20 protein-coding genes and 1 riboswitch are annotated in these 24,808 nt (G+C 63.5%); of the genes, 9 read left to right on the forward strand and 11 right to left on the reverse strand.

Features of this window, described 5'->3' with window-relative positions; translation table 11 throughout:
* Nucleotides 1-69: 69 nt before the first annotated feature.
* A complete protein-coding gene (locus PRJ_RS25210; RefSeq protein WP_104962677.1) occupies nt 70-1,305 on the forward strand; it encodes a sodium:proton antiporter in 1,236 nt (411 codons plus the stop codon).
* A 112-nt stretch (nt 1,306-1,417) separates the two neighbouring features.
* Here the strand turns inward: PRJ_RS25210 and PRJ_RS25215 are convergent, their stop codons facing one another.
* A complete protein-coding gene (locus PRJ_RS25215; protein ID WP_003249362.1) occupies nt 1,418-1,819 on the reverse strand; it encodes an acyl-CoA thioesterase in 402 nt (133 codons plus the stop codon).
* A gap of 178 nt (nt 1,820-1,997) precedes the next feature.
* Nucleotides 1,998-2,094, forward strand: a riboswitch (S-adenosyl-L-homocysteine riboswitch).
* 20 nt (nt 2,095-2,114) lie between these two features.
* Between PRJ_RS25215 and ahcY the strand changes: the two genes are divergently transcribed.
* The 5 genes from ahcY to PRJ_RS25245 all read left to right on the forward strand — a co-directional run bounded on the left by ahcY (nt 2,115) and on the right by PRJ_RS25245 (nt 8,763).
* A complete protein-coding gene (gene ahcY / locus PRJ_RS25220; RefSeq protein ID WP_021783768.1) occupies nt 2,115-3,524 on the forward strand; it encodes an adenosylhomocysteinase in 1,410 nt (469 codons plus the stop codon).
* A 166-nt stretch (nt 3,525-3,690) separates the two neighbouring features.
* Complete coding sequence (metF, locus tag PRJ_RS25225; protein ID WP_003249357.1) at nt 3,691-4,536, forward strand: methylenetetrahydrofolate reductase [NAD(P)H]; 846 nt, start codon at nt 3,691-3,693, stop codon at nt 4,534-4,536.
* Between the two features lie 93 nt (nt 4,537-4,629).
* A complete protein-coding gene (locus PRJ_RS25230) occupies nt 4,630-5,706 on the forward strand; it encodes a hypothetical protein (RefSeq protein ID WP_104962678.1) in 1,077 nt (358 codons plus the stop codon).
* Between the two features lie 169 nt (nt 5,707-5,875).
* On the forward strand, nt 5,876-6,664 hold the full coding sequence (locus PRJ_RS25240) for an ABC transporter substrate-binding protein (RefSeq protein ID WP_104962679.1): 789 nt from the start codon (nt 5,876-5,878) through the stop codon (nt 6,662-6,664).
* Nucleotides 6,665-6,882: 218 nt separating this feature from the next.
* Nucleotides 6,883-8,763, forward strand: a complete 1,881-nt coding sequence (locus PRJ_RS25245; RefSeq protein WP_020191535.1) for a DEAD/DEAH box helicase — start codon at nt 6,883-6,885, stop codon at nt 8,761-8,763.
* A 140-nt stretch (nt 8,764-8,903) separates the two neighbouring features.
* On the opposite strand, the gene PRJ_RS25250 is transcribed toward PRJ_RS25245, so the two are convergent.
* The 3 genes from PRJ_RS25250 to PRJ_RS25260 all read right to left on the reverse strand — a co-directional run bounded on the left by PRJ_RS25250 (nt 8,904) and on the right by PRJ_RS25260 (nt 12,131).
* Nucleotides 8,904-9,482: a YceI family protein gene (locus tag PRJ_RS25250; RefSeq protein ID WP_020191536.1), complete on the reverse strand. Its 579-nt coding sequence runs from the start codon at nt 9,480-9,482 to the stop codon at nt 8,904-8,906.
* A 32-nt stretch (nt 9,483-9,514) separates the two neighbouring features.
* Complete coding sequence (locus tag PRJ_RS25255) at nt 9,515-10,066, reverse strand: cytochrome b (protein ID WP_104962680.1); 552 nt, start codon at nt 10,064-10,066, stop codon at nt 9,515-9,517.
* A gap of 196 nt (nt 10,067-10,262) precedes the next feature.
* Entirely contained in the window at nt 10,263-12,131 is a 1,869-nt protein-coding gene (locus tag PRJ_RS25260) for a flavin monoamine oxidase family protein (protein ID WP_104962681.1), read from the reverse strand.
* A 209-nt stretch (nt 12,132-12,340) separates the two neighbouring features.
* Here PRJ_RS25260 and PRJ_RS25265 point away from each other — a divergent pair, with 209 nt between their 5' ends.
* From PRJ_RS25265 to PRJ_RS25275, 3 genes are all read left to right on the forward strand, one after another.
* Complete coding sequence (locus PRJ_RS25265) at nt 12,341-12,832, forward strand: hypothetical protein (protein ID WP_104962682.1); 492 nt, start codon at nt 12,341-12,343, stop codon at nt 12,830-12,832.
* A 79-nt stretch (nt 12,833-12,911) separates the two neighbouring features.
* Complete coding sequence (locus PRJ_RS25270; protein ID WP_010955554.1) at nt 12,912-14,318, forward strand: adenosylmethionine--8-amino-7-oxononanoate transaminase; 1,407 nt, start codon at nt 12,912-12,914, stop codon at nt 14,316-14,318.
* A gap of 148 nt (nt 14,319-14,466) precedes the next feature.
* A complete protein-coding gene (locus PRJ_RS25275; RefSeq protein ID WP_104962683.1) occupies nt 14,467-15,186 on the forward strand; it encodes a 16S rRNA (uracil(1498)-N(3))-methyltransferase in 720 nt (239 codons plus the stop codon).
* On the opposite strand, the gene PRJ_RS25280 is transcribed toward PRJ_RS25275, so the two are convergent.
* The 7 genes from PRJ_RS25280 to PRJ_RS25310 form a co-directional block, all read right to left on the reverse strand.
* Nucleotides 15,187-15,804, reverse strand: coding sequence for a hemolysin III family protein (locus PRJ_RS25280; protein WP_014754668.1), 618 nt, complete (start codon nt 15,802-15,804; stop codon nt 15,187-15,189).
* A gap of 140 nt (nt 15,805-15,944) precedes the next feature.
* On the reverse strand, nt 15,945-16,418 hold the full coding sequence (locus tag PRJ_RS25285; RefSeq protein WP_003249336.1) for a chemotaxis protein CheW: 474 nt from the start codon (nt 16,416-16,418) through the stop codon (nt 15,945-15,947).
* A complete protein-coding gene (locus tag PRJ_RS25290) occupies nt 16,411-21,351 on the reverse strand; it encodes an Hpt domain-containing protein (RefSeq protein WP_104962684.1) in 4,941 nt (1,646 codons plus the stop codon). The genes PRJ_RS25285 and PRJ_RS25290 overlap by 8 nt, the downstream gene beginning before the upstream one ends.
* Before the next feature lie 12 nt (nt 21,352-21,363).
* On the reverse strand, nt 21,364-23,388 hold the full coding sequence (locus PRJ_RS25295; RefSeq protein ID WP_256597971.1) for a methyl-accepting chemotaxis protein: 2,025 nt from the start codon (nt 23,386-23,388) through the stop codon (nt 21,364-21,366).
* 47 nt (nt 23,389-23,435) lie between these two features.
* Nucleotides 23,436-23,990, reverse strand: a complete 555-nt coding sequence (locus tag PRJ_RS25300) for a chemotaxis protein CheW (protein WP_010955559.1) — start codon at nt 23,988-23,990, stop codon at nt 23,436-23,438.
* Nucleotides 23,987-24,352: a twitching motility response regulator PilH gene (gene pilH / locus PRJ_RS25305; protein ID WP_003249327.1), complete on the reverse strand. Its 366-nt coding sequence runs from the start codon at nt 24,350-24,352 to the stop codon at nt 23,987-23,989. The genes PRJ_RS25300 and pilH overlap by 4 nt, the downstream gene beginning before the upstream one ends.
* Nucleotides 24,353-24,399: 47 nt before the next feature.
* Nucleotides 24,400-24,801: a PleD family two-component system response regulator gene (locus PRJ_RS25310; RefSeq protein WP_010955560.1), complete on the reverse strand. Its 402-nt coding sequence runs from the start codon at nt 24,799-24,801 to the stop codon at nt 24,400-24,402.
* Between the last annotated feature and the right edge of the window lie 7 nt (nt 24,802-24,808).

Consider the following 24,808-nt stretch of genomic DNA (forward strand, 5'->3'; position numbering starts at 1 on the left):
GCCAGGTCATCAAAGAACTGCCCGAGTCACTCGGGTAACGACTTGGAAGCCACTGTTACAGGATTCGGGATGCTTGAATTAGTTGCCGCGTTTATTTGCCTCACCACCCTTCTTACCTATGTCAATTACCGCTTCATCGGCCTGCCCCCCGCTATCGGCGTGATGGTTACGGCGCTGTTGTTTTCCCTGATATTGCAAGGCCTGAGCCTTGTCGGCTTCCCTGGCCTGGAAGAGCGCGTCGAAGGGCTGATGAACCAGATCGACTTCAACGATCTGCTCATGCACTGGATGCTGGCGTTCCTGCTGTTTGCCGGCGCCCTGCACGTCAACCTCAGCGACTTGCGCAGCTACCGCTGGCCGATCGGCCTGCTGGCTACCTTGGGCGTGCTGATTGCCACCGTGGTCATCGGCTACCTGTCACATTGGGTGTTTGCCCTGTTCGGCTGGCAGGTGCCCCTGATCTACTGCCTGCTGTTCGGTGCACTGATCTCACCGACCGACCCGATTGCAGTGCTTGGCGCGCTGCGTACTGCCAATGCGCCCAAACCGCTTAAAACCACCATCGTCGGCGAGTCACTGTTCAACGACGGCACGGCAGTCGTGGTATTCACCGTGTTGCTGGGCATCATCCAGCTGGGTGAAACACCGAGCATGGCCGACACGGCGATCCTGTTCGCCCGCGAGGCCATTGGCGGTGTGGTGTTCGGTGGCCTGATCGGCTACGCCACCTACCGCATGATCAAGAGCGTCGAGCAGTACCAGGTAGAGGTCATGCTGACCCTGGCGCTGGTAATCGGTGGTTCGGCGATGTGCTACGAGCTGCATGTGTCGGCACCGATCGCCATGGTGGTGGCAGGCCTGATCATCGGCAACCTGGGGCGCAACCTGGCGATGAATGACATGACCCGCCGTTACATGGACGGTTTCTGGGAGCTGATCGACGACATGCTCAATGCCCTGCTGTTCGCATTGATCGGCCTGGAGCTGTTGCTGCTGCCGTTCAACTGGATGCACCTGGCGGCCGGCGGCGTGCTGGCGCTGGCAGTGCTGCTGTCGCGCCTGTTGACGGTGGCCCCGGCGATCGTGTTGCTGCGGCGCTGGCGCCCGGTGCCCAAAGGCACGGTGCGGGTGCTGACCTGGGGTGGCCTGCGCGGTGGCGTGTCGGTGGCACTTGCACTGTCGCTACCGCTGGGCGAGGAACGGGACCTGCTGCTGTCGATCACCTACATCGTGGTGTTGTCGTCGATTCTGGTGCAGGGGTTGAGCATTGGGCGGGTGGTGCGCAAGGTCAGCGCCCAGCCTTGAGAATGCCGGGGCCGCTTTGCGGCCCATTCGCGGGTAAACCCGCTCCTACGGGGGCGCGTCCCCCTGTAGGAGCGGGTTCACCCGCGAAGAGGCCGGCACAGGCAACCAGGGTCTATTCGACTGCCGAATCCGGGAACTGGTCCTGCACGTACTTGATCTCGGTGCGCCCATGGGCTGCCGGCAAGCCATCCTCGCCCAGGTTGACGAACACCATCTTGTCGACAGTCAGAATGCTCTTGCGGGTGATCTTGTTACGCACTTCGCACTTGAGGGTGATCGAGGTGCGGCCGAACGCGGTAGCGGTGATGCCCAGCTCGATGATGTCACCCTGACGCGAAGCACTGACGAAGTTGATTTCCGACATGTACTTGGTCACCACACGCTGGTTGCCCAACTGGACGATGGCGTAGATCGCCGCCTCTTCATCGATCCAGCGCAACAGGCTGCCACCGAACAGGGTGCCATTGGGGTTGAGGTCTTCGGGTTTAACCCACTTGCGGGTGTGAAAGTTCATCTGTACTCCTGACCTGCTTGGCTAACGTGTAGCAATGATGGCAGAGCGGCTGCCTTCGCTCCATTGAACATCGACTATCGTCGCGATTAATCGACGGAAAACCTTGGGCAAGCCGGCGGGGGCAGCTATAATCTGCGCCGTTTTACATGGTTGCCCACAGCGGAGCCATGCCCGCCACCTGTCCGAGGGGCGCTGCAGCAGGCTAGGCCTGTCAGGCTCGGATGGGGCGTTGCTCGCTCCCGCGAGCGCTTAACGCACAACGGCGCCCATTCGCACATTACGAATGGAGGCTCTCATGAGCGCTGCAAACATGCCTGCTGGTTTTACCGATTACAAAGTCGCCGACATCTCCCTGGCCGCCTGGGGCCGTCGCGAAACCATCATTGCCGAATCGGAAATGCCTGCGCTGATGGGCCTGCGTCGCAAGTACCTGGCCGAGCAACCGCTCAAGGGTGCGAAGATCCTGGGCTGCATCCACATGACCATCCAGACCGCCGTGCTGATCGAAACCCTGGTTGCCTTGGGTGCCGAAGTGCGCTGGTCGTCCTGCAACATCTTCTCGACTCAAGACCAGGCCGCCGCCTCGATCGCCGCCGCCGGTATCCCGGTTTTCGCCTGGAAAGGTGAAACCGAAGAAGAGTACGAGTGGTGCCTGGAGCAGACCATCCTGAAAGATGGCCAGCCATGGGACGCCAACATGATCCTCGACGACGGTGGTGACCTGACCGAACTGCTGCACAAGAAGTACCCGCAGGTACTGGACCGCGTGCACGGCGTGACCGAAGAGACCACCACCGGCGTACACCGCCTGCTGGACATGCTGGCCAAGGGCGAGCTGAAAGTCCCGGCGATCAACGTCAACGACTCGGTCACCAAGAGCAAGAACGACAACAAGTACGGCTGCCGTCACAGCCTGAACGATGCCATCAAGCGTGGTACCGACCACCTGCTGTCGGGCAAGCAGGCCCTGGTGATCGGCTACGGTGACGTGGGCAAGGGCTCGGCCCAGTCCCTGCGTCAGGAAGGCATGATCGTCAAGGTCTCCGAAATTGACCCGATCTGCGCCATGCAGGCCTGCATGGACGGCTTCGAGCTGGTCTCGCCGTTCATCGACGGTATCAACGACGGCACCGAAGCCAGCATCGACAAGGCCCTGCTGGGCAAGATCGACCTGATCGTGACCACCACCGGTAACGTCAATGTCTGCGACGCCAACATGCTCAAGGCCCTGAAAAAGCGTGCCGTAGTCTGCAACATCGGCCACTTCGACAACGAGATCGACACCGCCTTCATGCGCAAGAACTGGGCCTGGGAAGAGGTCAAGCCGCAGGTTCACAAGATCCACCGTACCGGCGCTGGCAGCTTCGACCCGCAGAACGATGACTACCTGATCCTGCTGGCCGAAGGCCGCCTGGTCAACCTGGGCAACGCCACTGGCCACCCAAGCCGCATCATGGACGGCTCGTTCGCCAACCAGGTTCTGGCACAGATCTTCCTGTTCGAGCAGAAGTTCGCTGACCTGCCGGCCGAAAAGAAAGCCGAGCGCCTGACCGTTGAAGTGCTGCCGAAGAAACTCGACGAAGAAGTGGCCCTGGAAATGGTCCGCGGCTTCGGCGGCGTGGTCACCCAGCTGACCAAGCAGCAAGCCGACTACATCGGCGTGACCGTCGAAGGCCCGTTCAAGCCGCACGCCTACCGCTACTAAGCGGCAAGCTTGAAGCTGCAAGTGGCAGGCAAAGGCATACCGTGCCGTTGCCACTTGCAGCTCCGGAAACACAGATCTTGAACGACGCCCAAGCCAGACCGGCCATCACCGATCTGGCTTTTACTTGCAGCTTGCCGCCAGACGCTTGTTGCCAGAGGAACGCCTGATGTCACAAGAACGCCGCTACAGTTTCGAGTTCTTCCCGACCAAGACCGATGCCGGTCACGAAAAGCTGATGGGCGTCGCCCGCCAGCTGGCCACCTATAACCCGGACTTCTTCTCCTGCACCTACGGTGCCGGTGGCTCGACCCGCGACCGCACGCTCAACACCGTGCTGCAGCTGGAAAGCGAAGTGAAGATACCTGCCGCGCCGCACCTGTCGTGCGTGGGCGACACCAAGGCCGAATTGCGTGCCCTGCTGGCCGAGTACAAGGCAGCCGGCATCAAACGCATTGTCGCTCTGCGTGGTGACCTGCCGTCGGGCATGGGCATGGCCAGTGGTGAACTGCGCTATGCCAGTGACCTGGTCGAGTTCATCCGCCAGGAAACCGCTGATCACTTCCACCTGGAAGTGGCTGCCTACCCGGAAATGCACCCGCAGGCGCGCAACTTCGAGGCGGATCTGGCCAACTTTGTGCACAAGGTCAAGGCCGGTGCCGACAGCGCCATCACCCAGTACTTCTTCAACGCCGACAGCTACTTCTACTTCGTCGAGCGTGCACAGAAGCTGGGCGTGGACATTCCGGTGGTACCGGGCATCATGCCGATCACCAACTACAGCAAGCTGGCCCGCTTCTCCGATGCCTGTGGCGCCGAGATCCCGCGCTGGATCCGCAAGCAGCTGGAAGCCTATGCCGACGACACCGCCAGCATCCAGGCGTTCGGCGAAGAAGTGATTACCCGCATGTGCGAACAGCTGTTGCAAGGCGGCGCGCCGGGCCTGCACTTCTATACCTTGAACCAGGCTGAACCGAGCCTGGCGATCTGGAACAACCTGAAGCTGCCGCGCTGAAATCTTTTGGCAAAGTCTGCTTAAGAAATGATTAAGGCTTTGGTCATAGACTAAAGCCTTATTCATTTTCGGGTTAAACAGGTCTTGCCTGCCATGCAGCACACCCAACCTTCGCGCCCACAGCTTGTTTACCTGGCTTTTGGCCCGGCAACCTACCATCAGGAAGCCTGCTTCAGCATCGTCAGCGCCCTCGCCCAGCTAGGCAGCGCAGCCGGCGAGGCCATGGACATCCAGGTCTACACCGACAATGCGCAGCCCTACGCCAGGCTGCCCGTCACCGTCCACCTGCTGGACGAGGCCACGCGCCAGGCATGGAATGCCCCGCACGGTTATCACTTTCGCAGCAAGCATGTGCTGTTGCGCCAGGTACTGCAGCAACACCCGCTGGCAGTGCTGATCGACACCGACACCTTCTTCCGCACTTCGCCGTTGCATCTGTTCGCCCGCGTGGCGCCCAACCGCCTGCTGTGCAACGCCATCGGCACGCGCTACGGCGCTGACCAGAAGTGCCTGTTGTACAAGAACCTGCTGGCCATTCTCGAGTCCCGGGGACTGGCCGACTGCCAGATGCCGCTCGTCAATTCCGGCGTTATCGGCCTCACTGCCGAGAACTGCGACACCCTGGACCGCTCCATCGCCATGATGGACGAATTCTACCCCTTGGCTCGGGAGGCCTATACCCTCGAGGAGTTCTGCCTGGCAGTAGCGGCCTACCGCAACCTGGAGCTGGCCGAGTGTACCGATGTCATCCATCACTACTGGAGCCGGAAGGCGCAGTTCCGCGCCAAGATCCAGGCCTGGCTGCGCAAGCACGAGCACGACCCACTCAGCCCCTCGGCCTTGGCCGACGTTGCGCTGGTCAACGACCAACTGCCGCGGCCACCCACTCTGCACCGCCTGGGTTACAAGGCGTTGAGCCTGACCCTGCCCAGTCACGAGCGCCAGTTCGCCCGCGAATTGCTCTATGGCTGCTACCCCTACCCCAATGAGTTCGACCGCGCCTGTGCGTCCGCCTGGTGGGACAAGGCCCTGGAAAACCTCAATGACCGCTACGGCCACGTGGAGCCCGAGCGGCTGCGTCAGTGCCTGCGCCATCCGGGGCTACGGCTATCGCTGGGCGAGCGGCGCAAGGATATCGAGGCGCATCTGCTGCGAACCACTCAAGCCTGATGTGCCCGCAAAACTCATTGCCTTGCGCGGTCTTGTGGGAGCGGGCGTGCCCGCGAAGAGAGCAACCCGATCGTTGGCACCGGCTTCGCCGGTGTTCGCGGGCACGCCCGCTCCCACATCGATCGTGCATGCCTTTACCGTACACCGGCCGAGCGCGTAATCTCCGGCCATGCCACATATCGCCCGTCTGTTCTGGATCCTGCTGCTCGTTTGCCTGAGCCCGTTGGCTCTGGGCGAACGCTTGCGCCTGGTAACCGACGACTGGGCACCTTATGTGTTTCAGCACAACGGCCAACCGCGCGGCATCGACTACGAAGTCGCCAGCCAGGTCTTCGCACGCCTCGGCGTCGAGGTGGAGTGGCAATTCCTGCCTTGGAAGCGCTGCTTGGCGATGGCTGAGCAGGGCCTGGCCGATGGCATTCTCGACATTTTCCAGACGGAGGCGCGCCAACCCTACATGGTGTACGGCTCCGAACCCATGTCGGAGGTCGAATTCGTCCTGTTCCAAAGCCGCACGCGCCGCCATACCGTCACCCACCTGGACGACCTCGCCGGCCTCACCGTCGGCACATCACCCGGCTACGCCTACGGTAAAGCGTTCACCGAGGCCCCGCACTTCAAGCGCGAAGCCGCACCCACCCACGAAGCCAACTTCGGCAAGCTGGTGCTGGGCCGTATCGACCTGGCGATCACCGACCGCAGGGTCGGGCATTACCTGCTCCGCCAGCTCGGCCTGCAACAGCAAGTCGAAGAACTGCCGCTGGTAGTCAGCCGCCAGGCGCAGTATTTGGGCCTGGTGCGCAAGCCTGGGCGCGAGGCACTGGCCGTGGCCTTTGCCGAAGAGCTGCAGCGGTTCAAGCAGGAGCCGGCCTATGCAGCGATCAGCAACCGTTATACAAGCGACACTGGAAACATTCTCAACGCCGTTGAGCAGCAGGAAAGCAGCACAGCGCGATAGCTCTGTTATACTCGGGCCTTCCCGCCCGGCTCACGCCCGGACGCTCGGCCTCGCAACAGGCATCCCGATCGGTACCGACGCCCCTTCGCGTCCAGCCTCCGTTTCCCGGATGTGCAGTGAAAGCCCAGCTGGACCGGACGCGATCGCATTTCATCGATGCCCGTCGCGCCAGGCAGAACATCCCAACGGGCCCAGCCCACACGAGAACAGGATCGCCCATGTCCTTTGCTTCCCTCGGTCTCTCCGAGGCTCTTGTCCGCGCTATCGAGGCTGCGGGCTACACCCAGCCGACCCCCGTGCAACAGCGGGCTATTCCCGCCGTGTTGCAAGGCCGCGACCTGATGGTTGCCGCACAGACAGGTACGGGTAAAACCGGCGGCTTCGCCCTGCCGATTCTCGAGCGCCTGTTCCCGGCCGGCCATCCCGACAAATCGCAGCGCCACGGCCCACGCCAGCCTCGCGTGCTGGTCCTGACACCGACCCGCGAACTGGCAGCCCAGGTGCATGACAGTTTCAAGGTCTATGCCCGTGACCTGCCACTGGTCAGCGCCTGCATCTTCGGCGGCGTTGGCATGAACCCGCAGATCCAGGCCATTGCCAAAGGCGTTGATGTGCTGGTCGCCTGCCCAGGCCGCCTGCTCGACCTGGCCGGTCAAGGCAAGGTCGACCTGGCCCACGTGGAAATCCTGGTACTTGATGAAGCCGATCGCATGCTCGACATGGGCTTCATCCACGACGTCAAGAAGGTCCTCGCCCGCCTGCCGGCCAAACGCCAGAACCTGCTCTTCTCGGCCACCTTCTCCAAGGACATCACCGACCTCGCCGACAAGCTCCTGCACAACCCGGAGCGTATCGAGGTCACCCCGCCGAACACCACCGTCGAGCGTATCGAGCAGCGGGTGTATCGCCTGCCTGCCAGCCACAAGCGTGCCCTGCTGGCGCACCTGATTACCCTGGGTGCCTGGGAACAGGTGTTGGTGTTCACCCGAACCAAGCATGGCGCCAACCGCCTGGCCGAGTACCTGGAAAAGCAAGGCCTGACCGCCGCCGCGATCCACGGCAACAAGAGCCAGAACGCCCGCACCAAGGCTTTGGCCGACTTCAAGGCCAACAGCGTGCGCGTACTGGTCGCCACCGACATCGCTGCCCGCGGCCTGGACATCGACCAGTTGCCCCACGTTGTCAACTTCGAGCTGCCGAATGTCGAGGAGGACTACGTCCACCGCATTGGCCGTACCGGCCGTGCCGGTCGGTCGGGTGAAGCAATTTCCCTGGTCGCGCCAGATGAAGAGAAGCTGCTCAAGAGCATCGAGCGGGTGACCAAGCAGCGCATCGCGGATGGCGACCTGATGGGCTTCGACGCCAGCCAGGTCGAAGCCGAAAAGCCCGAAGCACGCGAGCGCCCACAGAACAACGGCCGCGGCGGCCGCAACCAGCAAGCCCGTGGCGAAGGTGCTAAAGACAGCAACGGCGGCCGCAAGGACAAAGGCAAGGACAAAGGCAAAGCCAGGCAGCAAGCTGCGGCCAAGCCGGACGACAAGGAAAAGAGCGGCGACAAGCAGCAACCGCGCAAGCCGCGTGACAAGAAGCCACGCCCGCAGCAGGCCAGCAGTAACAGCGTTCCGAAGCCGCCGGCAGACCGCGACCCGGAAGAATTCCTGGACGACGAGCTCGATAACTTCGGTAACCGCGCCGACTATGTCAGCCCGTACCAAGGCAAGAACCAGGGCCGCAACCGCCGCCCGGGTGGTGCTGGCCAAGGTCAGGGGCAAGGCAATGGCCAACGCAGCAACGCTGGCGGCCAGGGCCAAGCTCGCAATGGCGGCCAGCCACGCAGTGGTGGCGGAGAAAAACGCCCGCCTCGCGCCAACAACGGTGGCGGTGCCCGTCGTGATGGCGGCGGTGGCCGTGGTCGCCCAGCGCGTGACGATGCTGCCCGGCAAGAGCCGGCCGTGCGCAACCCGCGTCAGCCGGAAAAACAGCCAGTGATCATTCGCAAGGAGTCCAAGCTGGACCGTTTCCCGACGCCTGAGCAACTGGATGACCTGCCAAGCCGCCCACGCGGTGAGCGCCCAGCGCTGCTGACCCGCAAGGGCTGATAGAAGTACCGAGGGGGCTGCTTCGCAGCCCTATCACGACACAAGGCCGCGCCTGCAGAGAATTTCTTGATCTCTGCGGGCGCGGCCTTGTGTCGTGATAGGGCCGCAAAGCGGCCCCCTCGGTTTTCAGCTGGCAGAAATTACTTCTGCTTCACACCTTCGACACTGATATCCAGGTCCAGGGTCTGCGAGGTAGCACCTGGGCCTTTGATGCCGAAGTCGTTCAGGTTCAGCGTCGTGGTGGCGTTGAAGCCTGCGCGCTCACCACCCCATGGGTCCTTGCCTTCACCGTTGAAGGTAGCCTTGAACGTCACCGGTTTGGTGACACCGTGCATGGTCAGGTCGCCAGTCACGTCAGCCGTCTTGTCGCCAGTCGACTTGACGCTGGTGGAGACGAATTTGGCGTCCGGGTACTTCTTCACGTCGAGGAAATCGGCGCTGGCGATGTGCTTGTCACGCTCGGCGTGGTTCGACCACAGGCTGGCAGTTTTCAAGTCGACGCTGATCTTGCTGGCTTCAGGCTTGGCACTGTCCCAGGTGAAGCTGCCGTCGAAATCCTTGAAAGTACCGTGGATGAAGCTGTAGCCCAGGTGGCTGATTTTCCAGTCAACGAACGCGTGCTGGCCTTCCTTGTCGATCTTGTACTCGGCAGCCATGGCCTGGCCAGCAGAGAGCAGAGCGGTACCGAGCGCCAGAGCGGCAAAAGTCTTTTTCAACATCCTGTTCCTTCCTGTGTAATTGAGGTTGAGAGTCAAGCTTTGCGGCCCAGCATGCGAGTCAGGGTCGCGTCACGGTCGATGAAATGATGCTTGAGCGCGGCAAGGGCATGCAGCACGGCAAAAATCACCAGCCCCCAAGCCAGCCACAAATGAACCACACCCGCCACATCTGCCTGGTCAGGCAGGTCGCTGATCAGTGCCGGCACTTCGAACAGGCCGAACACCGGAATGCCGACGCCGTCGGCGGTGGAAATCAGGTAACCGGCAACCATCACCGCAAACAGCCCAAGGTACAGGGCCAGGTGGCCCAGCGTGGCCGCCAGGCGTGTGACCGCACCATGGTTGGTTGGTGCCGGTGGTGGCGGGCTGATGAAACGCCAGACTACCCGCAGCAGCATCACCGCCAGCAGCACCAGGCCGATGCTCTTGTGCAAGTCCGGGCCAGCTTTGCGCCAAGGGCTGTAGTAGTCCAGGCCGACCATCCACAAGCCCAGGCCGAACAGGCCGAAAACTGCCAGCGCCACGCCCCAGTGCAGGATGATGCTGACCACGCCGTAGCGAGAAGGTGAATTGCGCAGTTGCATGTTGCGTGTTTCCCCGTGAAAGCTATGCACAGACTAACGCGTAACGTATCGAAGAAAAGCGGAAAAAATTGCTTTGGATTATCGAGGAATCCGATATTTATTCTGTTAGCTGACCATTAAGAAAACATTAACGATAGTAGGAGAGTTGGGGTTGCAGTGCCGGCCCTCAGGCGAACAGGCCGGCACTGTCGATCGATCAGCCCGCCTTGGCCTGGGTATTGGTTACAGGCTTCTTCGCAGGCTCCGACTTGGCTGTCGCCTTCTTCGTCTCGGCAGGCTTGTGGGCTGGCTTGTGCGCGGGCGCATGCTTGGCGGGAGCGGCTTTGGTTGCCGCAGGCTTGGCAGCCGTTTCCTTGGCCACAGGCGCAGGCGCTGCAGGAGCCGGAGCCGCCTGTGGAGCGGGCGCAGGTGCAGGCGCCACTTCCTCAGCCTTGGCAATTGGCTCAACCTTCGCCTCTGGCGCTTGCGCCCCGCCAAACAGGCGCTTGAAGAAGCCTGGCTTGTCCTGCTTGTCCTGCTTGGCCTCTTCGGCCTGCTTAGGCTCAGCTTTGGCCGGCGCCTTGTCAGCTTTGTCGCCCTTGTCGGACGAACCGCCGAACATATTGGAGAAGAACCCGCCCTTGCTCTCCTTGGCGGCCACCGCACCTGCCGCCGCCGCAACCGGCAGCGCCTTGGCCGGGTCGAACGACTTGCCGGCCAACAGGTCCTGTGCCTGGCTGGCCGCACGCTGGCCACTGCGCAGGGCGCCTTCCAGGGTGCCCGGGTACAGGGCATCCGTGTGCTCACCGGCAAAGGTCATGCGCTGCACCGGACGTTCCCACAGGCGCCAGTATTTACTGATCTGCCCTGGGCCGTAGGCCAGGTAGGCACCACCCGTGCCAGCGTCCGCGCTGTATCGCTTGACCTCGTAACCAGTGAACGCGCCACGGGCCTGGGGGTAGAACGCATGCAGACGGATCAGCACCTGGTCGACCATCTGCTTTTCACCAAAGGCCTGCAGCAGGCGTGCGTTGTCGCCGGACAGGTTGATCACCACGTTGGCACCACCCTTGAGCGCCGGCTCGACCCACAGCATGCCGAGGCCGGCGTTACTGTAGATTTCGCCCGACATGCGTGCACGGCTTTCCCAAACGGGTTTCTTGAACTTGAGCATGATCTGGTCGCGCCAACCATAGTTGGTGCCCTTGAGCGCCGCCAGGTGCTGGCTGTCCAGGCCAGGGGTCATCTGAATCTTGGCCAGTGCGCGCAGGGGCACAGCCATGACCAGATAATCCGCCTTGTAGCCGACGCTGCCGACTTTTACCGTGACACCATCCTTGTCCTGGACAATGGCGGTAACCGGCGAGTTGGTCTTGATGGTTTTCAGCTGCTTGACGAAAGCCTGGGCCAGCACCGGGCTGCCACCGGGCAGGCGCGCAGCGCGCAGGTCGCGGTCGCTGACGCCGCGGTAGACGCGGTTCTGCTGGGCGAAGTACAGCAGCGACAGGCGCGACGGTTCATCGTAGCGGGTGCGGATCTGCTGATTGATCAACTGACGGGCGGTGGCCGGCAGTTGCAGTTTGTCCAGCCAGGTGGAGACGTTGATCTGGTCGAGGGCGAACAGCGTGCTGGTTGCCTGCGGGTTCAGCGGGTCATCGATCGAGCGGGCCAGGTCATCGAGGGTTTTCTCGTAACGCTTGAGCGCCTCGGCAGTGGCCGGTTGCTTGGTGGCCAGGTCGCTGGCGCTGAAGTACTCGCCGTCGATCAGGTAACCCGGGGTACGCACGAACTCGGGCGCCGACAGTGTTTCAAGCTTGAAACGGTCGAGGTACTGGTTGAGCACCGGCTGTGCCTTGGCGTTGCCGACCCACTCGCTGGTGGCCAGGCCCGAACGCCCGCCCATGCCCGCCTTGGCCTCCAGCAGGGTCACCTGCCAGCCTTTGTTCTGCAGCTCGTAGGCTGCCGTCAGGCCTGCCAGGCCACCCCCCACGACAATCGCCGTGGGCGTCTTGTCTTTTGCCAGCGCAGCGCCGCTGGACACACCAATCAATACCAACGCGCACAGGCGCACCCAAGCAGCAGCCATGTCGGCGAACTCCGAGTCAGAGGTTACAGAAACGGGGAGAGGCAGGAATGCCCCAGGAAGATGCGTTAAGAATACGTCAGGTCCGAGCACCCTGCCAGCGCAGTGACATCAAGTCCTTTTGGCAACTGACATTTTTGCCAGTAGCCATGTCACAGGGTGGTAGGCGAAGCTGGCGAAGATGGCAAAAAGCCCGCCAGGAGGGCCTGCGCATGATCTTCGAGGAGCGCTTCAACCAAGTGGAGCGGCAGCTTCTGTTACACAGGCAGACACTTCGCACAGCCTCAGGCCTGAGCTTCCACGCCAGCAGCACGTCCTGGACCGGCTTTCACGAAGCCTTCAAGGGCGAGGACGGTACCGAGCTGGTCATTGGCGAACACAGCGAAATTTCCATTGCTTTCGCTCAAGAGGTCGAGTCCCTGCGGCTGGAGTACTACGTAGTCAGCGACTTTCTGGGCGAAGACCTGCACATGTTGTTCGATGCCGAGAACATCGACTATGACCTGGTTGCGCCATCCCCCCGCATTTTCTACTGGCTCACCCTCGAAGGTAGCGGCTTCCGGGACGCTCGCCCGGGCCCGATCGCTACACACCCCTACTACCAGGTGATTGACGGCCCCTTTCGGCGCCTGACCATCTCCACCTCGCACGCCGGCACCGTGCATATCCGCAAGCTCGAATGGACCGGCACCCACCGCCATTGAACGGCAGCGGTTGTCCTGCCCTGCGGCATTGCTTAGGCTTACGCGGTCGAACCAAGCCGCAAAGCCAGGAGAAGTGCCCATGGGCCTCAATGATCAGTGGATGCAACGCGACCTCAAGGTCCTGTGGCACCCCTGTACCCAGATGAAAGACCACGAGCAGCTGCCGCTGATCCCGATCAAGCGCGGCGAAGGCGTGTGGCTGGAAGACTTCGAGGGCAAACGCTACCTGGATGCGGTGAGCAGCTGGTGGGTCAACGTGTTCGGCCATGCCAACCCGCGCATCAACCAGCGCATCAAGGACCAGGTCGACCAGCTCGAGCACGTGATCCTGGCCGGTTTCAGTCATCAGCCAGTGATCGAGCTGTCCGAACGCCTGGTCGCCATGACCCCGGCCGGTCTCGACCGGGTGTTCTATGCCGACAATGGCTCGTCGTGCATCGAAGTGGCGCTGAAAATGAGCTTCCACTACTGGCAGAACATCGGCAAACCGGACAAGAAGCGCTTCGTCACCCTGACCAACAGCTACCACGGCGAAACCATTGCCGCCATGTCGGTTGGTGATGTGCCGCTGTTCACCGAAACCTACAAGGCGCTGCTGCTCGACACCCTCAAGGTGCCAAGCCCTGACTGCTACCTGCGCCCGGAGGGCATGAGCTGGGAGGAGCACTCGCGCAACATGTTCCAGGCCATGGAGCAGACCCTGGCCGAACACCACGCCTCGATCAGCGCCGTGATCGTCGAGCCGCTGATCCAGGGTGCCGGTGGCATGCGCATGTACCACCCGGTGTACCTCAAGCTGTTGCGCGAGGCCTGCGACCGTTACGACGTGCACCTTATCCACGATGAGATCGCCGTGGGCTTCGGCCGTACCGGCACGATGTTCGCCTGCGAGCAAGCCGGCATCCGCCCGGATTTCCTGTGCCTGTCCAAGGCCCTCACCGGCGGCTACCTGCCGCTGGCCGCCTGCCTGACCACCGACAAGGTGTATCAGGCGTTCTATGACGATTACCCGACACTGCGCGCATTCCTGCACTCGCACAGCTACACCGGCAACCCGCTGGCGTGCGCTGCAGCGCTGGCGACCCTGGATATCTTCGAGCAGGACAACGTGATCGAGGCCAACAAGGCCCTGGCCACGCGCATGGCCACAGCCACTGCACACCTGGCCGATCATGCTCACGTTGCCGAAATACGCCAGACTGGCATGGCCCTGGCCATCGAAATGGTGCAAGACAAGGCAGGCAAGCTTGCCTATCCCTGGCAGGAGCGCCGTGGCCTGAAGGTGTTCGAGCACGCCCTGACCCGCGGCGCCCTGCTGCGACCGCTGGGCAGCGTGGTGTACTTCCTGCCGCCGTACGTGATCACCCCCGAGCAGATCGACTTCCTTGCCGAAGTGGCCAGCGAAGGCATCGATATCGCCACCCGCGACAGCGTCAGTGTCGCAGTGCCGGCCAACTTCCACCCCGACTTCCGCGACCCGGGCTAGGCCCGGCAATTCGCCACACCACTTTTCCTGTGGGAGCGTGCGAGCCCGCGAACAAGGGCGAAGCCCTTGCCAGGCACCGCGGCGCCTGATTCGCGGGCACGCCCGCTCCCACAGGGGATCTGCGTCTCTCTATTTACCGAGCAAACCCATGAGACTGTCCCGCTTCTTCATCGACGCCCCCCTGAGCCTTGGCGAGCACGACCTGCCCGAGGCCCAGGCCCATTACATTGGCCGCGTGCTGCGCATGGCACCCGGCGACGCCGTGCAGCTGTTCGATGGCAGCGGCCAGGAATACCGTGGTCAGTTGCTCGAGGTGGGCAAGAAAACTGTCCGCGTCAGCCTTGACCAGGCCTTTGCCGGCCAGGCCGATTCACCGCTGCATGTGCACCTGGGCCAGGGCCTTTCCCGTGGCGAGCGCATGGACTGGGCGATCCAGAAGGCCACCGAGCTTGGTGCCAACGAAATCACCCCGATCGTCAGCGAGCGCTGCGAAGTACGCCTGAAAGATGAGCGCGCCGACAAGCGCCTGGCCCACTGGCGCCAAGTGGCGATCAGCGCCTGTGAACAATGCGGGCGTTCTACCTTGCCCGTCATCCACCCACCCGTGACCCTGGCTGAATGGTTGAGCAGCACCAAGGCTGACCTGAAGCTGGTCCTGCACCCGGTGGCCGAGCCGCTCACCAGCCATGAAAAGCCCGCCACCCTGGCCTTCGTGATCGGCCCCGAAGGCGGCCTTAGCGAAGCCGAGGTCGAGCAGGCCAAAGCCGCCGGTTTCCACGCAGCACGCCTTGGGCCGCGCGTGCTGCGCACCGAGACCGCGCCGGTGGTGGCGATGTCGGTGGCACAGCAGTTGTGGGGCGATTTTTAACTAGCGCACGTAGAACGACACCGCCACGAAGTGCATCAGGCTGCCAGCGATCACGAACAGGTGCCAGATGCCATGCCAGTGGCGGAAGCGGCTGTCGAAGGCGAAGAAGATGATGCCGACGGTGTAGAACACGCCGCCGGCAGCCAGCCAGGCGAAGCCGGCCGTGCCCAGCGAGTTCAGCAGTGGCTTGACTGCCACCAGCACGATCCAGCCCATTACCGCATAGATGATGATCGAAAGGATCCGCGCCTCGGAGCGCGGCTTGATCTCTTGCAACATGCCGATGATCGCCAGCCCCCAGACCACGCCGAACAGGCTCCATCCCCAAGGGCCGCGCAGGCTGACCAGGCAAAACGGCGTGTAGCTGCCGGCAATCAGCAGATAGATTGACAGGTGGTCGAGCTTGCGCATGATCACTTTCGCCCGCCCGCGGGTGCTGTGATACAGGGTGGAAATGCTGTACAGCAACAGCAGCGTGCCGCCGTAGATGGAGAAGCTGACGATCTTCCACGGGTCGCCTTGCAGGCCCGCGGCCACGATCAGCCAGATGGCACCAATAGCAGCGAGGACGGCACCGACCAGGTGGGTCCAGGCGTTGAAGCGTTCACCGTAATACATGCAAACACAGACCTCCTGAGGTGGGCTGGGTTCCTGTTGTGATGCTGATGACCCCTTCGCGGGTAAACCCGCTCCTACAACGGAGCGCGCAGCCATTGTAGGAGCGGGTTTACCCGCGAAGAGGCCCTGCGCCTCACATCCTAACCAAGGTCAGGTTGCAGATCCGCGTCACGCACCAGCCTTTCCAATGCGACCAGGTCCGGCACCCGCGCCACCTGCTCACCCACCTGCACCGCCGCCAGCTCCAACCTGCCCAGCGCCACATCCACGTAGTTAAGCTGACTGTCGAGCTTGCACGAGCGCGGAATGTCCTGCAGCAACAGCGCCAGGTAGCGCAAACCGGTATCGCCCAACGCATTGAGCACCACCACGCGAGCCCGCTCCCCGCACGGTGTCTCACCACCGCATGCGGCCTCGAAACCGATCAACGGCAGGCGTTGCTGACGCCAGTCGATCCACCCCAGGTGCCAGGCGGGGTCGCCGTGTTGGCACACCAGGTTACGCTGACCGCTCAACTCGGCCACCGCCACGTTGGGCAACACCAGCGTGCGGTCGCCCAACGGCAGCAACAGCCCGGTCAGGCTGCTGCGCTGGCCGGAAATCAGTTCAAGCATGGGCCTGGCTCCAATGGGCGATGCTCTGCAACAGCAGCGATTCCTGGTACGGCTTGCCCAGGTATTCGTTGACGCCGATGGCCATGGCGCGGTCCCGGTGCTTCTGGCCGGTGCGCGAGGTGATCATGATGATCGGCAAGTCTTTCAGCCGTGCGTCACGGCGGATGCGTGTGGCCACCTCGAAGCCGTCCATGCGCGGCATTTCGATGTCCAGCAACAACACGTCAGGCCGGTGCTCTTCCAGCAGGGCCATGGCATCGACACCATCCTTGGCCGTAAGCACGCTCATACCGTGGCGCTCCAGCAGGCGGCTGGTTACCTTGCGTACGGTTACCGAATCGTCCACCACCATCACCAGCAAGGCACGGCGCGGTGCCGGGCCAAGCAACTGGCGTTGGCTACCGCCACCAGGCAAGCGGGCCAGCCGTCGCTGCTGGCCGCGCAGCTGGCCCAGCAGGTCAAGAATCAGCACCACCCGGCCATCGCCCAGCAGTGTCGCCCCCGATAACCCGGCAACCGCGGCAAACTGCGGCCCCAGGCTTTTCACCACGATCTCGCGGCTGGGCGACAGGCTGTCGGCCTGGATGGCGAACGACTGCTCCTTGGAATGCACCAGCAGCACCGGCAACGGCACGCTCTGCCCCAGCAGCGCGGGGCGCGGCAGGCCTTGCAGCAACTCGCCCAGATAGCGCAGCTCGTATTCGTGGCCGGCATAGACATAGCGCGGCGAGTCCAGCTGGTAGCACGCCGCAAGCTCGGCAGGTGGCACGCGGACGATGCCCTCGATGGTATTGAGCGGAATGGCGTATTGCTCTTCGCCCAGGTGCACCATCAGCGCACGGTTGATCGACACGGTGAACGGCAGGCGGATCAGGAAACGCGCCCCCTTGCCCTGCGCCGACTCGATACTCATCGAGCCACCCAGTTGCTTGACCTCCTCGTGCACCACATCCATGCCCAGCCCGCGCCCGGAAATCTGGGTGATCTTTTCGGCGGTGGAAAAGCCTGGCCGCAGGATGAACTGCAGGATCTCGTGGTCACTCAACTGCGCCTGCGGGTCCAGCAGGCCGCGCTTGATGGCCTTGCGCCGCACCGCCTCCAGGGGCACGCCGGCACCATCATCCGTCATTTCGATGACGATATCGGCGCCCTCATGCAGCAAATTCAGATGGATGGTGCCCTGCTCCGGCTTGCCGGCGGCCAGGCGCATTGCGCGGCTTTCCAGGCCGTGGTCAACGGCGTTGCGCAGCATATGCTCCAGCGGCGCCACCATACGTTCCAGCACGCTGCGGTCCAGTTCGCCCTCGGCATTGCCAACCACCAGTTCCACCTGCTTGCCCAGCTCGCTGGCCACCTGCCGCACCACGCGCTGCAAGCGCGGCACCAGGCGCTCGAACGGCACCATCAGGGTGGCCGTCAGGCCCTCCTGCAACTGGCTGTTCACCCGCGCCTGCTGTTGCAGCAGGCTGTAGGCCTCCTGAGCGCGCTGAGCCAGGGTCTCCTTCAGGTCGAGCAGGTCCGAGGCAGACTCGAAGAGGGCCCGTGACAGCTGCTGCAGCTGGGAGTGGCGGTCCATTTCCAGCGGGTCGAAGTCGTCATAGGCATCGCCTTCGAACTGCTGCCGGCTGGAGATTCGCCCCTGGGTCTCGACATCCAGACGCAGCAACTGATCACGCATGCGCTCGAGTGTGGTTTCCATCTCGTTGAGGGCGAACTGCGCGTCGTTGACCTGCTGCTCGATGCGCCCCCGGATGATCGAGTGCTCGCCGGCCAGGTTACCCAGGTCGTCGAGCAGCTCGGCGTCGACCTTGACCATGTCACCCGGTGCCCGCTCTGGCGCTGCTGCCGGTACTTCGGCGGTGGCAGCTTCTGGCGGCCCCTGGCCCGCGGCACTGTCTGTCAGTGCGGCGCTGCTGAAGTTGCGAATGTAGTCGATCAGCGCTGTAGCGGCATGCAGCGGCTGCCCCAGGCGCACAGCGTCAAGCATATGCGCCAGCCGGTCGTGGCAGTTCTGCAGCAGTGCGAACAGTGGCGCGCTTGGCGGCAATCTACCCGCAGCCAACAGCTCATAGAGGAACTCCAGTTCGTGGGCCAGGTCGCCGATCGGGGTAATTTCGACCATGCGCGCCACGCCCTTGAGGGTGTGCAGGTCGCGCATCAGGTTGTCCACCTCGACGCTGCTGCGCGGGTCGGCCTGCCAGCGCGCCAGGGCCGCCGCGGCGCTCTCGACGATGTCCGAGCTTTCTTCCAGGAACACTTCCAGCAGCTCTTCGCCGGGGCTTTCCGGCTCCTCGGCAAGCGGCTCGGCCACCTGCGGTTGCAACGGCGGGCGTGGCAACCCCAAGGTATCGGACAGGTCCATGTCCGGGTGCAGTGGTGTGACCGTATCGATGCCCACCAGGCCGGTGGCATCTGGCGCCAAGGCCTGGTCCAGCAGGTTGCGCAGGCTGTCGACCAGCTCCGGGCGCGGTGGAATATCCTGCCCGGCCGCCACTTCGTCCAGCATGTCCAGCAAGGCTTCATGGGCCCGCTGCGCCTGGCTGAAGAAGCGGGCATCGGCAGGCAGGCTGCCCTCCTCCACAGCGCCATACAGGTCCAGCAACGCCTCGCACACGTCATCCATCTGCCACAGGTCGGCCAGGTGCGCGGCGTGCCCCAGGGTGGTCATCTGGTCGAGCAGGTTATCCAGTGCGTCGCGCTGGGCGGGCTGTTGCTGCCAGCGCGACAACAACGTCTCTGCATCGAGCAAGATGTCCATGGCCTGGGCCAGGAAGCTGGCGACCAACTGCGGATCACGCTTGCTGCGGCCGGCATGGTGCGGGTCTTCATGCAGGCTGGCCAGGCGGCGGTCCACGGCCTGGCCAACCTGCTCGATCAGTTCCGCGGCACCGGGGATGGCGGCCAGGGGCGTGCTATCGAGTTGCGCCAAGCCCAGATGGAACAACGACCGCGCAGCCTCCAGCCATTCCATTTCGGCCATTTGCAGTGGCAGTTGATGGCCCTTGTACTCACGGGCCAGGCGGTCGAAGGCAGTGGCCAGTTCGGCCACCGGCATCACACCGGCCATGGCGGCACTGCCTTTGAGTGTGTGCAAGGCACGCTGCAAGTCATCGCTGACCGGCGTGTCGTGGCCGCCGGTGCTTTGCAGATAAACCTCAAGGCTGGCCAGATGACCCTGCGCCTCGCTGCGAAAAATACCCAGCAACTGCGGATCGAGGCCATCGACACCGGCAGCCGCCGGGGCATCGTTTTCGGCCAGGCTGTGCAGATGCCCGGCCAATTGCTCGATTTCAGTCAGTTGCGGCAACTGGCCGGCGGCAAAGTCGGCCAGCAGGTCAGGCAGGTGGACGAACACCTGCTGCAGCGCTACAACCCCTTCCGGGCTGAGCACGCTGCGGCCCTCGAGCACCCGGTTCAGCAGGTGCTCGGCGCCCCAGGCCAGTTCAGCCACCGCCTCGGCATGCACCATGCGGCCGCTGCCTTTGAGTGTATGCAGCGCGCGACGCACTTCGCCCAGTGCCTCGCGCTGCTGGTTGTCGGCACGCCAGCGCAGCCAGTGGCGCTCGATTTCCGGCAGCAGTTCGCCCGCCTCGTCAAGGAACACTTGGCGAAGCTCATCATCGATGCCATCGCCATTGCCGTCCTGGTCTGGGCTGGCCCCGATCACCGCGCACTGCACACCCAGCGCCGCCAGGCTGGCCCGTGCCATCTCGATAAAGGGTTGGCCATCGGCCAGCGGGTCTGCCGTCCGCCATTGCAGGTAGCATTCGGCAGCGCTCAGTGCCTCGGCCAAGTGCGTCAGCTCATCAATCGGCGGCTCTTCCTCCTGGTGCTGCAACCAACGCTGCACATAGCTTGCGCAGCCGACAAACAGCTCGGCCACGGCCGGCAGCATCAACATGGCCAATGCCCCGCGGATCTGCTGTAACAGCCCCGGCAAGGGCTGCAGGCGTTGCCGCGGCCAGTCGGACTCCAGGTAATCGCCGATCAGATCCTTGGCCTGCTGCAACACGTTCAGCGATTCATTCAGCACCAGCTGGCGTATTTCGGCCAGGTCCGAGCCCGGCAGGCTGCCTTGGCCGTTTTCCTCCAAAGGGCCGACCATGCCGTTCAGGGAGGCCTCCACGTACAGCAGGGCCCCCGCCACATCCATCAACACCGCGTCGTCCACCGCCCGCTCGCCCTGAGCCAATGCCTGCAACGCCAGCACCTGGTCGATGATCACCCGCCGCGGTTGCTGAAAGCCCAGTACCGCCAAGGTGTCAGCCACGTGGCGCAACGGCGCCAACAGCGCATCGAGCTGTTCGCGGTGCTGACGGTCGCCGCGCCCGAACTGGTCCAGGCGCTCCTTGATGCGCATCAAGTCATCGCACAGTGCAGTCACCACCGAACGCAGCGCATCGCGCCCCGACCCGGCCTGCAGTTGGTCACGCCAGTTGCCCAGCGACAGGTCGAGGTTGGCAAGGTCATCGTCACCCGCGAAGCGTTGGGCGGCGCCGGTCATCAGGCTGGCCTGAGCCAGCGGTTCCTCCCCCCGGCAGGCGCGCAGCTGGTTGAGCAACGGCAGCATCACCAGTGGCAGGTCATGGCGAGCACCGCGCAACCGCTCCAGGTACGAGGGCAACTGCTCCAGGCCGCGGAACAATGCACCCAGGCAATCACCCCGGGGGCTGACCTGGCCGTCGGCCAATGCCTTGGCAAACAGCTCCAGCTCCTCGGCCAGGCGCGTGGCGCCGCGCAGTTCGAGCATGCGCAGGCAGCCGTGCACCTGGTGCAGGTTGTCGACCACGAAAGCCATCATCGACAGGTCGCCCGTCTCGCCGGCAAAGCGCTCCAGCGCCTGCCGTGCCTGGCCCAGGCAATCGAGGATGGCGGCCTTGGTCCAGGCCAGCGCCACTGTTTCGTGACGCTCGGGGCTTACTGCAGAAGCCATGGTCACTATTCCTCAACGCGGCTCGGTAGGGGGTGGCAGGGTGAAACCGGACACCGAACGGCGCATCTCGCTGGCCATGCGGGCCAAGTGGCGGATGCTGTCGGCGGTGGCACCGGAGCCGGCGGAGGTCTGCGCGGTAATCTGCTGGATCACCGCCATGGTGTGGGAGATCTGCCCGGCGGACGAGGTCTGCAACTGGGCAGCGTCGGAGATGCTGTGGATAAGGTCGGCGAGGTTCTGCGATACCCCTTCGATCTCGGCCAGCGCCACCCCGGCATCCTGGGCCAGGCGTGCGCCACGCACCACTTCGGCGGTGGTCTGCTCCATGGAGATCACCGCTTCGTTGGTATCGGCCTGGATGGTACGCACCAGCGCCTCGATCTGGCGGGTGGCAGACGATGAGCGTTCGGCCAGGCGCTGCACCTCGTCGGCAACCACGGCAAACCCACGCCCGGCCTCACCGGCCAGCGAGGCCTGGATGGCGGCGTTCAGGGCGAGGATGTTGGTCTGGTCGGCAATGTCGTCGATCAGGCTGACGATATCGCCGATTTCCTGTGAGGACTCGCCCAGGCGCTTGATCCGCTTGGCGGTGTCCTGGATCTGCTCGCGAATGTTGTCCATGCCGTTGATGGTGTTGTGCACCACCTCGTTGCCCTTGTTGGCGATGGCAACCGAACGCTCGGCCACCTTGGCCGATTCGTAAGCATGCGCCGAAACCCGATCGATCGACTCGACCATGTCACCCACCGCCTCGGACGCCTCGCTGATCTGTGCAGCCTGGTGCTCGGAGGCCTTGGCCAGCTGCCGCGCAGTGTTCTGCGTGTCCTGCACGGCGGCAGCGACCTGCATTGCACTGTGGTTGATGGTGGCGACCAGGTCGCGCAACTGGTCCACGGAATAGTTGATCGAGTCGGCAATGGCGCCGGTAAAGTCTTCAGTCACCGATACGGTCACCGTCAGGTCGCCATCTGCCAGCTCTTCGATTTCGTCGAGCAGGCGCATGATGGCCTGCTGGTTGCGTTCGTTCTTTTCTGCGGTCTCGCGCAGTTGGCGGTTGGTGGTGCGCACCATGACCAGGCCGATGAGGATGATCGAGGCCAGCGCCAGCAGCCCCAGCGCATAGCCGCCAACGGTGTCGAGGGTGCGCCCGCCAGCCAGGTTCTCGAAACCGTTCGCCAGGTGCGACGCTTCGTCGAGCAGGGTTTGCGAAAGGCTGAAGATGTTGCCCGCAGCCTCCCGCACACGGAACAGTTCGGGCGAGGTTTCGAGGATTTCATCCACCGAACCGGCAACGAACTGGAACAACTCGGCGATTTCGGCCAGCCGCGCACGCGCATCGGCGTCTTCGACGCGGGTTATCTGGATTGTCGCATTGCCATCGAGCATGCCCTCCAGCACCTGGCCAAAGCGCCCGGCGTCACGGCCGAAGGCATCGGCCGCCTGGGCGGCGCTGTCGTCACCGGCCAGCACGGTGTTGACCGAGCCAAGGATGCGTTCGGCCAGCAACAGCTGGCGCTGGGCCACCGCAACCTGATTGGCCGGGGCACCGCTCTGCAGCAGGATCTCGACCACTTTTTCGTATTCCACCTGCAACTGCGGCACGGTCTCGGCCAGGGTCGCTGCCACCTGGTGCAGCGACAGCACGGTCTGCTCGCTGGCCAGGATGATGTCGGTGTTCTTGCGCAGGTTTTCCCAGTCGCGGCGTACCGATTCCATCTCGTCACGCACCGAAGGTGGCGCAGGCGGCAGGCCAGTGGACTTGTCACCCTGGCGCAGGTAACCCCAGCGCCGTTCGAAGTCATTGCGCGCATCCGACAGCAGCTTGAAGGCCAGGGCCTTGCCGGTGGCCGCCTCGGTGGCGTTCTTGGCGATACGCTGCGACAGCACGCGCAGCTCGCCGGCATGGCCGATGTACTGCTTGTCGTAGTTGGATTGGGTATTCAGGTAAGCAAAGTTGGCGAACAGCAAGATGATCGAAAGGATCAGGATCAGGAACAGCACGGTGATCTGCGCGATGCTGCGGGTACGTGGGCTCACGGTGGTGGCAGTGACGGGGGTGGCAGGCTTGTTCACGTTCGCAGGTCCTATAACGCCACATCGAGAAAGCCCGGCGCCTGGGCCAGGGCAAAGGGGCTGAAGATCGCCCAGTTACGTTCACGCGGAAAATACCCCTGCACAAAGCGTGCAGCGGCAGGGATCAGCGGCTGCGGCGGCGACAGCTGCAGGCTGTCGAGGGCAAAGTGCTGAAGGCCCAGCACCTCGTCGACCAGCAAACCGACGAACAGGTCGTCGTGATCCAGCACCAGCACTCGCCGCTGCTTGCCCGGTGCGGCGTGGCCAAGGCCGAAAAAGCAGCTCAGGTCCATCACCGGCAACAGCCGGCCACGCAGGTTGGCCACCCCGCACACCCACGGCTGCACGCCGGGGACGCGGCTACTGCGCGGTTCGCGCAGCACCTCGGCCACTTCGCCCATGGGCGCGACGAACCACTGCCCGGCAATGCGAAAGCCAATGCCGCTCCACTGCTGCACGCGGTTGTCCTGCGGCGGCTGGTCGGCAACCAGCAGGCGACAGCGCCGGTCGATGTCCAGCAACAACTCAAAGGCGGTCAGCGACGCGCCTTGCGGGCGGGTGGTCAAGCCCCCAGTACTTCTTTGAGCTTGGCGATCAGCGCCTCCTCTTCCACCGGTTTGGTCAGGAAGTCACGGGCACCCTGGCGCGTGGCCCAGATACGGTCGGTTTCCTGGTCCTTGGTGGTTACCACGATCACTGGAATAGCGCTGGTGTCCGGGTCCTTGCTGAGCTGGCGGGTGGCCTGGAAGCCGTTCATGCCAGGCATGACGATGTCCATCAGCACCGCGTCGGGCTTGTCCTGCCGGGCCAGGGCCACGCCGTCGGCACCGTTGCTGGCCTTGAGCACCTGGTAGCCGTGCTTTTCCAGCCATTCGGTCAATCTGTACATCTCTGTCGGCGAGTCGTCGACAATCAGAACTCGGGCCATGCTGTTTCCCCATCAGGAAAGTAGGACCGCGCCATGGCGGGGCTCGGTCAGGGTGCGTGTTGTTGAGGTGCGGCAAACCCGGGCACATGGGCGCGGATCGCGTCGAGCAGTTCTTCCTTGCTGAACGGTTTGGTCAGGAACTGATCGGAACCGACCACCCGGCCGCGGGCCTTGTCGAACAGGCCATCGCGGGACGACAGCAGGATAACCGGGGTGTCCTTGAAGGCACTGTTGTGCTTGATTACCGCGCAGGTCTGGTAGCCGTCCAGGCGTGGCATCAGCACATCGACGAAAATGATGCTGGGCTGATGGTCGACGATCTTGGCCAGGGCATCGAAGCCATCGCTGGCGGTGATCACCTCGCAGCCCGCTTCACCGAGCAACATCTGCGCGGTGCGGCGGATCGTGCGGGAATCGTCGATCACCATCACCTTCAGGGGTTGTTCCATAGACGCC

Source organism: Pseudomonas sp. XWY-1 (assembly GCF_002953115.1).
GTDB classification, from domain to species: domain Bacteria; phylum Pseudomonadota; class Gammaproteobacteria; order Pseudomonadales; family Pseudomonadaceae; genus Aquipseudomonas; species Aquipseudomonas alloputida.

Excerpts from the sequence above, each read along its gene's own strand:
- ahcY (WP_021783768.1), top strand. The coding sequence starts at position 2,115 with ATGAGCGCTGCAAACATGCCTGCTGGTTTTACCGATTACAAAGTCGCC.
- PRJ_RS25210 (WP_104962677.1), top strand. The coding sequence starts at position 70 with ATGCTTGAATTAGTTGCCGCGTTTATTTGCCTCACCACCCTTCTTACC.
- pilH (WP_003249327.1), bottom strand. The coding sequence starts at position 24,352 with ATGGCCCGAGTTCTGATTGTCGACGACTCGCCGACAGAGATGTACAGA.
- PRJ_RS25255 (WP_104962680.1), bottom strand. The coding sequence starts at position 10,066 with ATGCAACTGCGCAATTCACCTTCTCGCTACGGCGTGGTCAGCATCATC.
- metF (WP_003249357.1), top strand. The coding sequence starts at position 3,691 with ATGTCACAAGAACGCCGCTACAGTTTCGAGTTCTTCCCGACCAAGACC.
- PRJ_RS25240 (WP_104962679.1), top strand. The coding sequence starts at position 5,876 with ATGCCACATATCGCCCGTCTGTTCTGGATCCTGCTGCTCGTTTGCCTG.
- PRJ_RS25215 (WP_003249362.1), bottom strand. The coding sequence starts at position 1,819 with ATGAACTTTCACACCCGCAAGTGGGTTAAACCCGAAGACCTCAACCCC.
- PRJ_RS25275 (WP_104962683.1), top strand. The coding sequence starts at position 14,467 with ATGAGACTGTCCCGCTTCTTCATCGACGCCCCCCTGAGCCTTGGCGAG.
- PRJ_RS25245 (WP_020191535.1), top strand. The coding sequence starts at position 6,883 with ATGTCCTTTGCTTCCCTCGGTCTCTCCGAGGCTCTTGTCCGCGCTATC.
- PRJ_RS25310 (WP_010955560.1), bottom strand. The coding sequence starts at position 24,801 with ATGGAACAACCCCTGAAGGTGATGGTGATCGACGATTCCCGCACGATC.
- PRJ_RS25265 (WP_104962682.1), top strand. The coding sequence starts at position 12,341 with ATGATCTTCGAGGAGCGCTTCAACCAAGTGGAGCGGCAGCTTCTGTTA.
- PRJ_RS25280 (WP_014754668.1), bottom strand. The coding sequence starts at position 15,804 with ATGTATTACGGTGAACGCTTCAACGCCTGGACCCACCTGGTCGGTGCC.
- PRJ_RS25260 (WP_104962681.1), bottom strand. The coding sequence starts at position 12,131 with ATGGCTGCTGCTTGGGTGCGCCTGTGCGCGTTGGTATTGATTGGTGTG.
- PRJ_RS25290 (WP_104962684.1), bottom strand. The coding sequence starts at position 21,351 with ATGGCTTCTGCAGTAAGCCCCGAGCGTCACGAAACAGTGGCGCTGGCC.
- PRJ_RS25270 (WP_010955554.1), top strand. The coding sequence starts at position 12,912 with ATGGGCCTCAATGATCAGTGGATGCAACGCGACCTCAAGGTCCTGTGG.
- PRJ_RS25250 (WP_020191536.1), bottom strand. The coding sequence starts at position 9,482 with ATGTTGAAAAAGACTTTTGCCGCTCTGGCGCTCGGTACCGCTCTGCTC.
- PRJ_RS25285 (WP_003249336.1), bottom strand. The coding sequence starts at position 16,418 with ATGCTTGAACTGATTTCCGGCCAGCGCAGCAGCCTGACCGGGCTGTTG.
- PRJ_RS25230 (WP_104962678.1), top strand. The coding sequence starts at position 4,630 with ATGCAGCACACCCAACCTTCGCGCCCACAGCTTGTTTACCTGGCTTTT.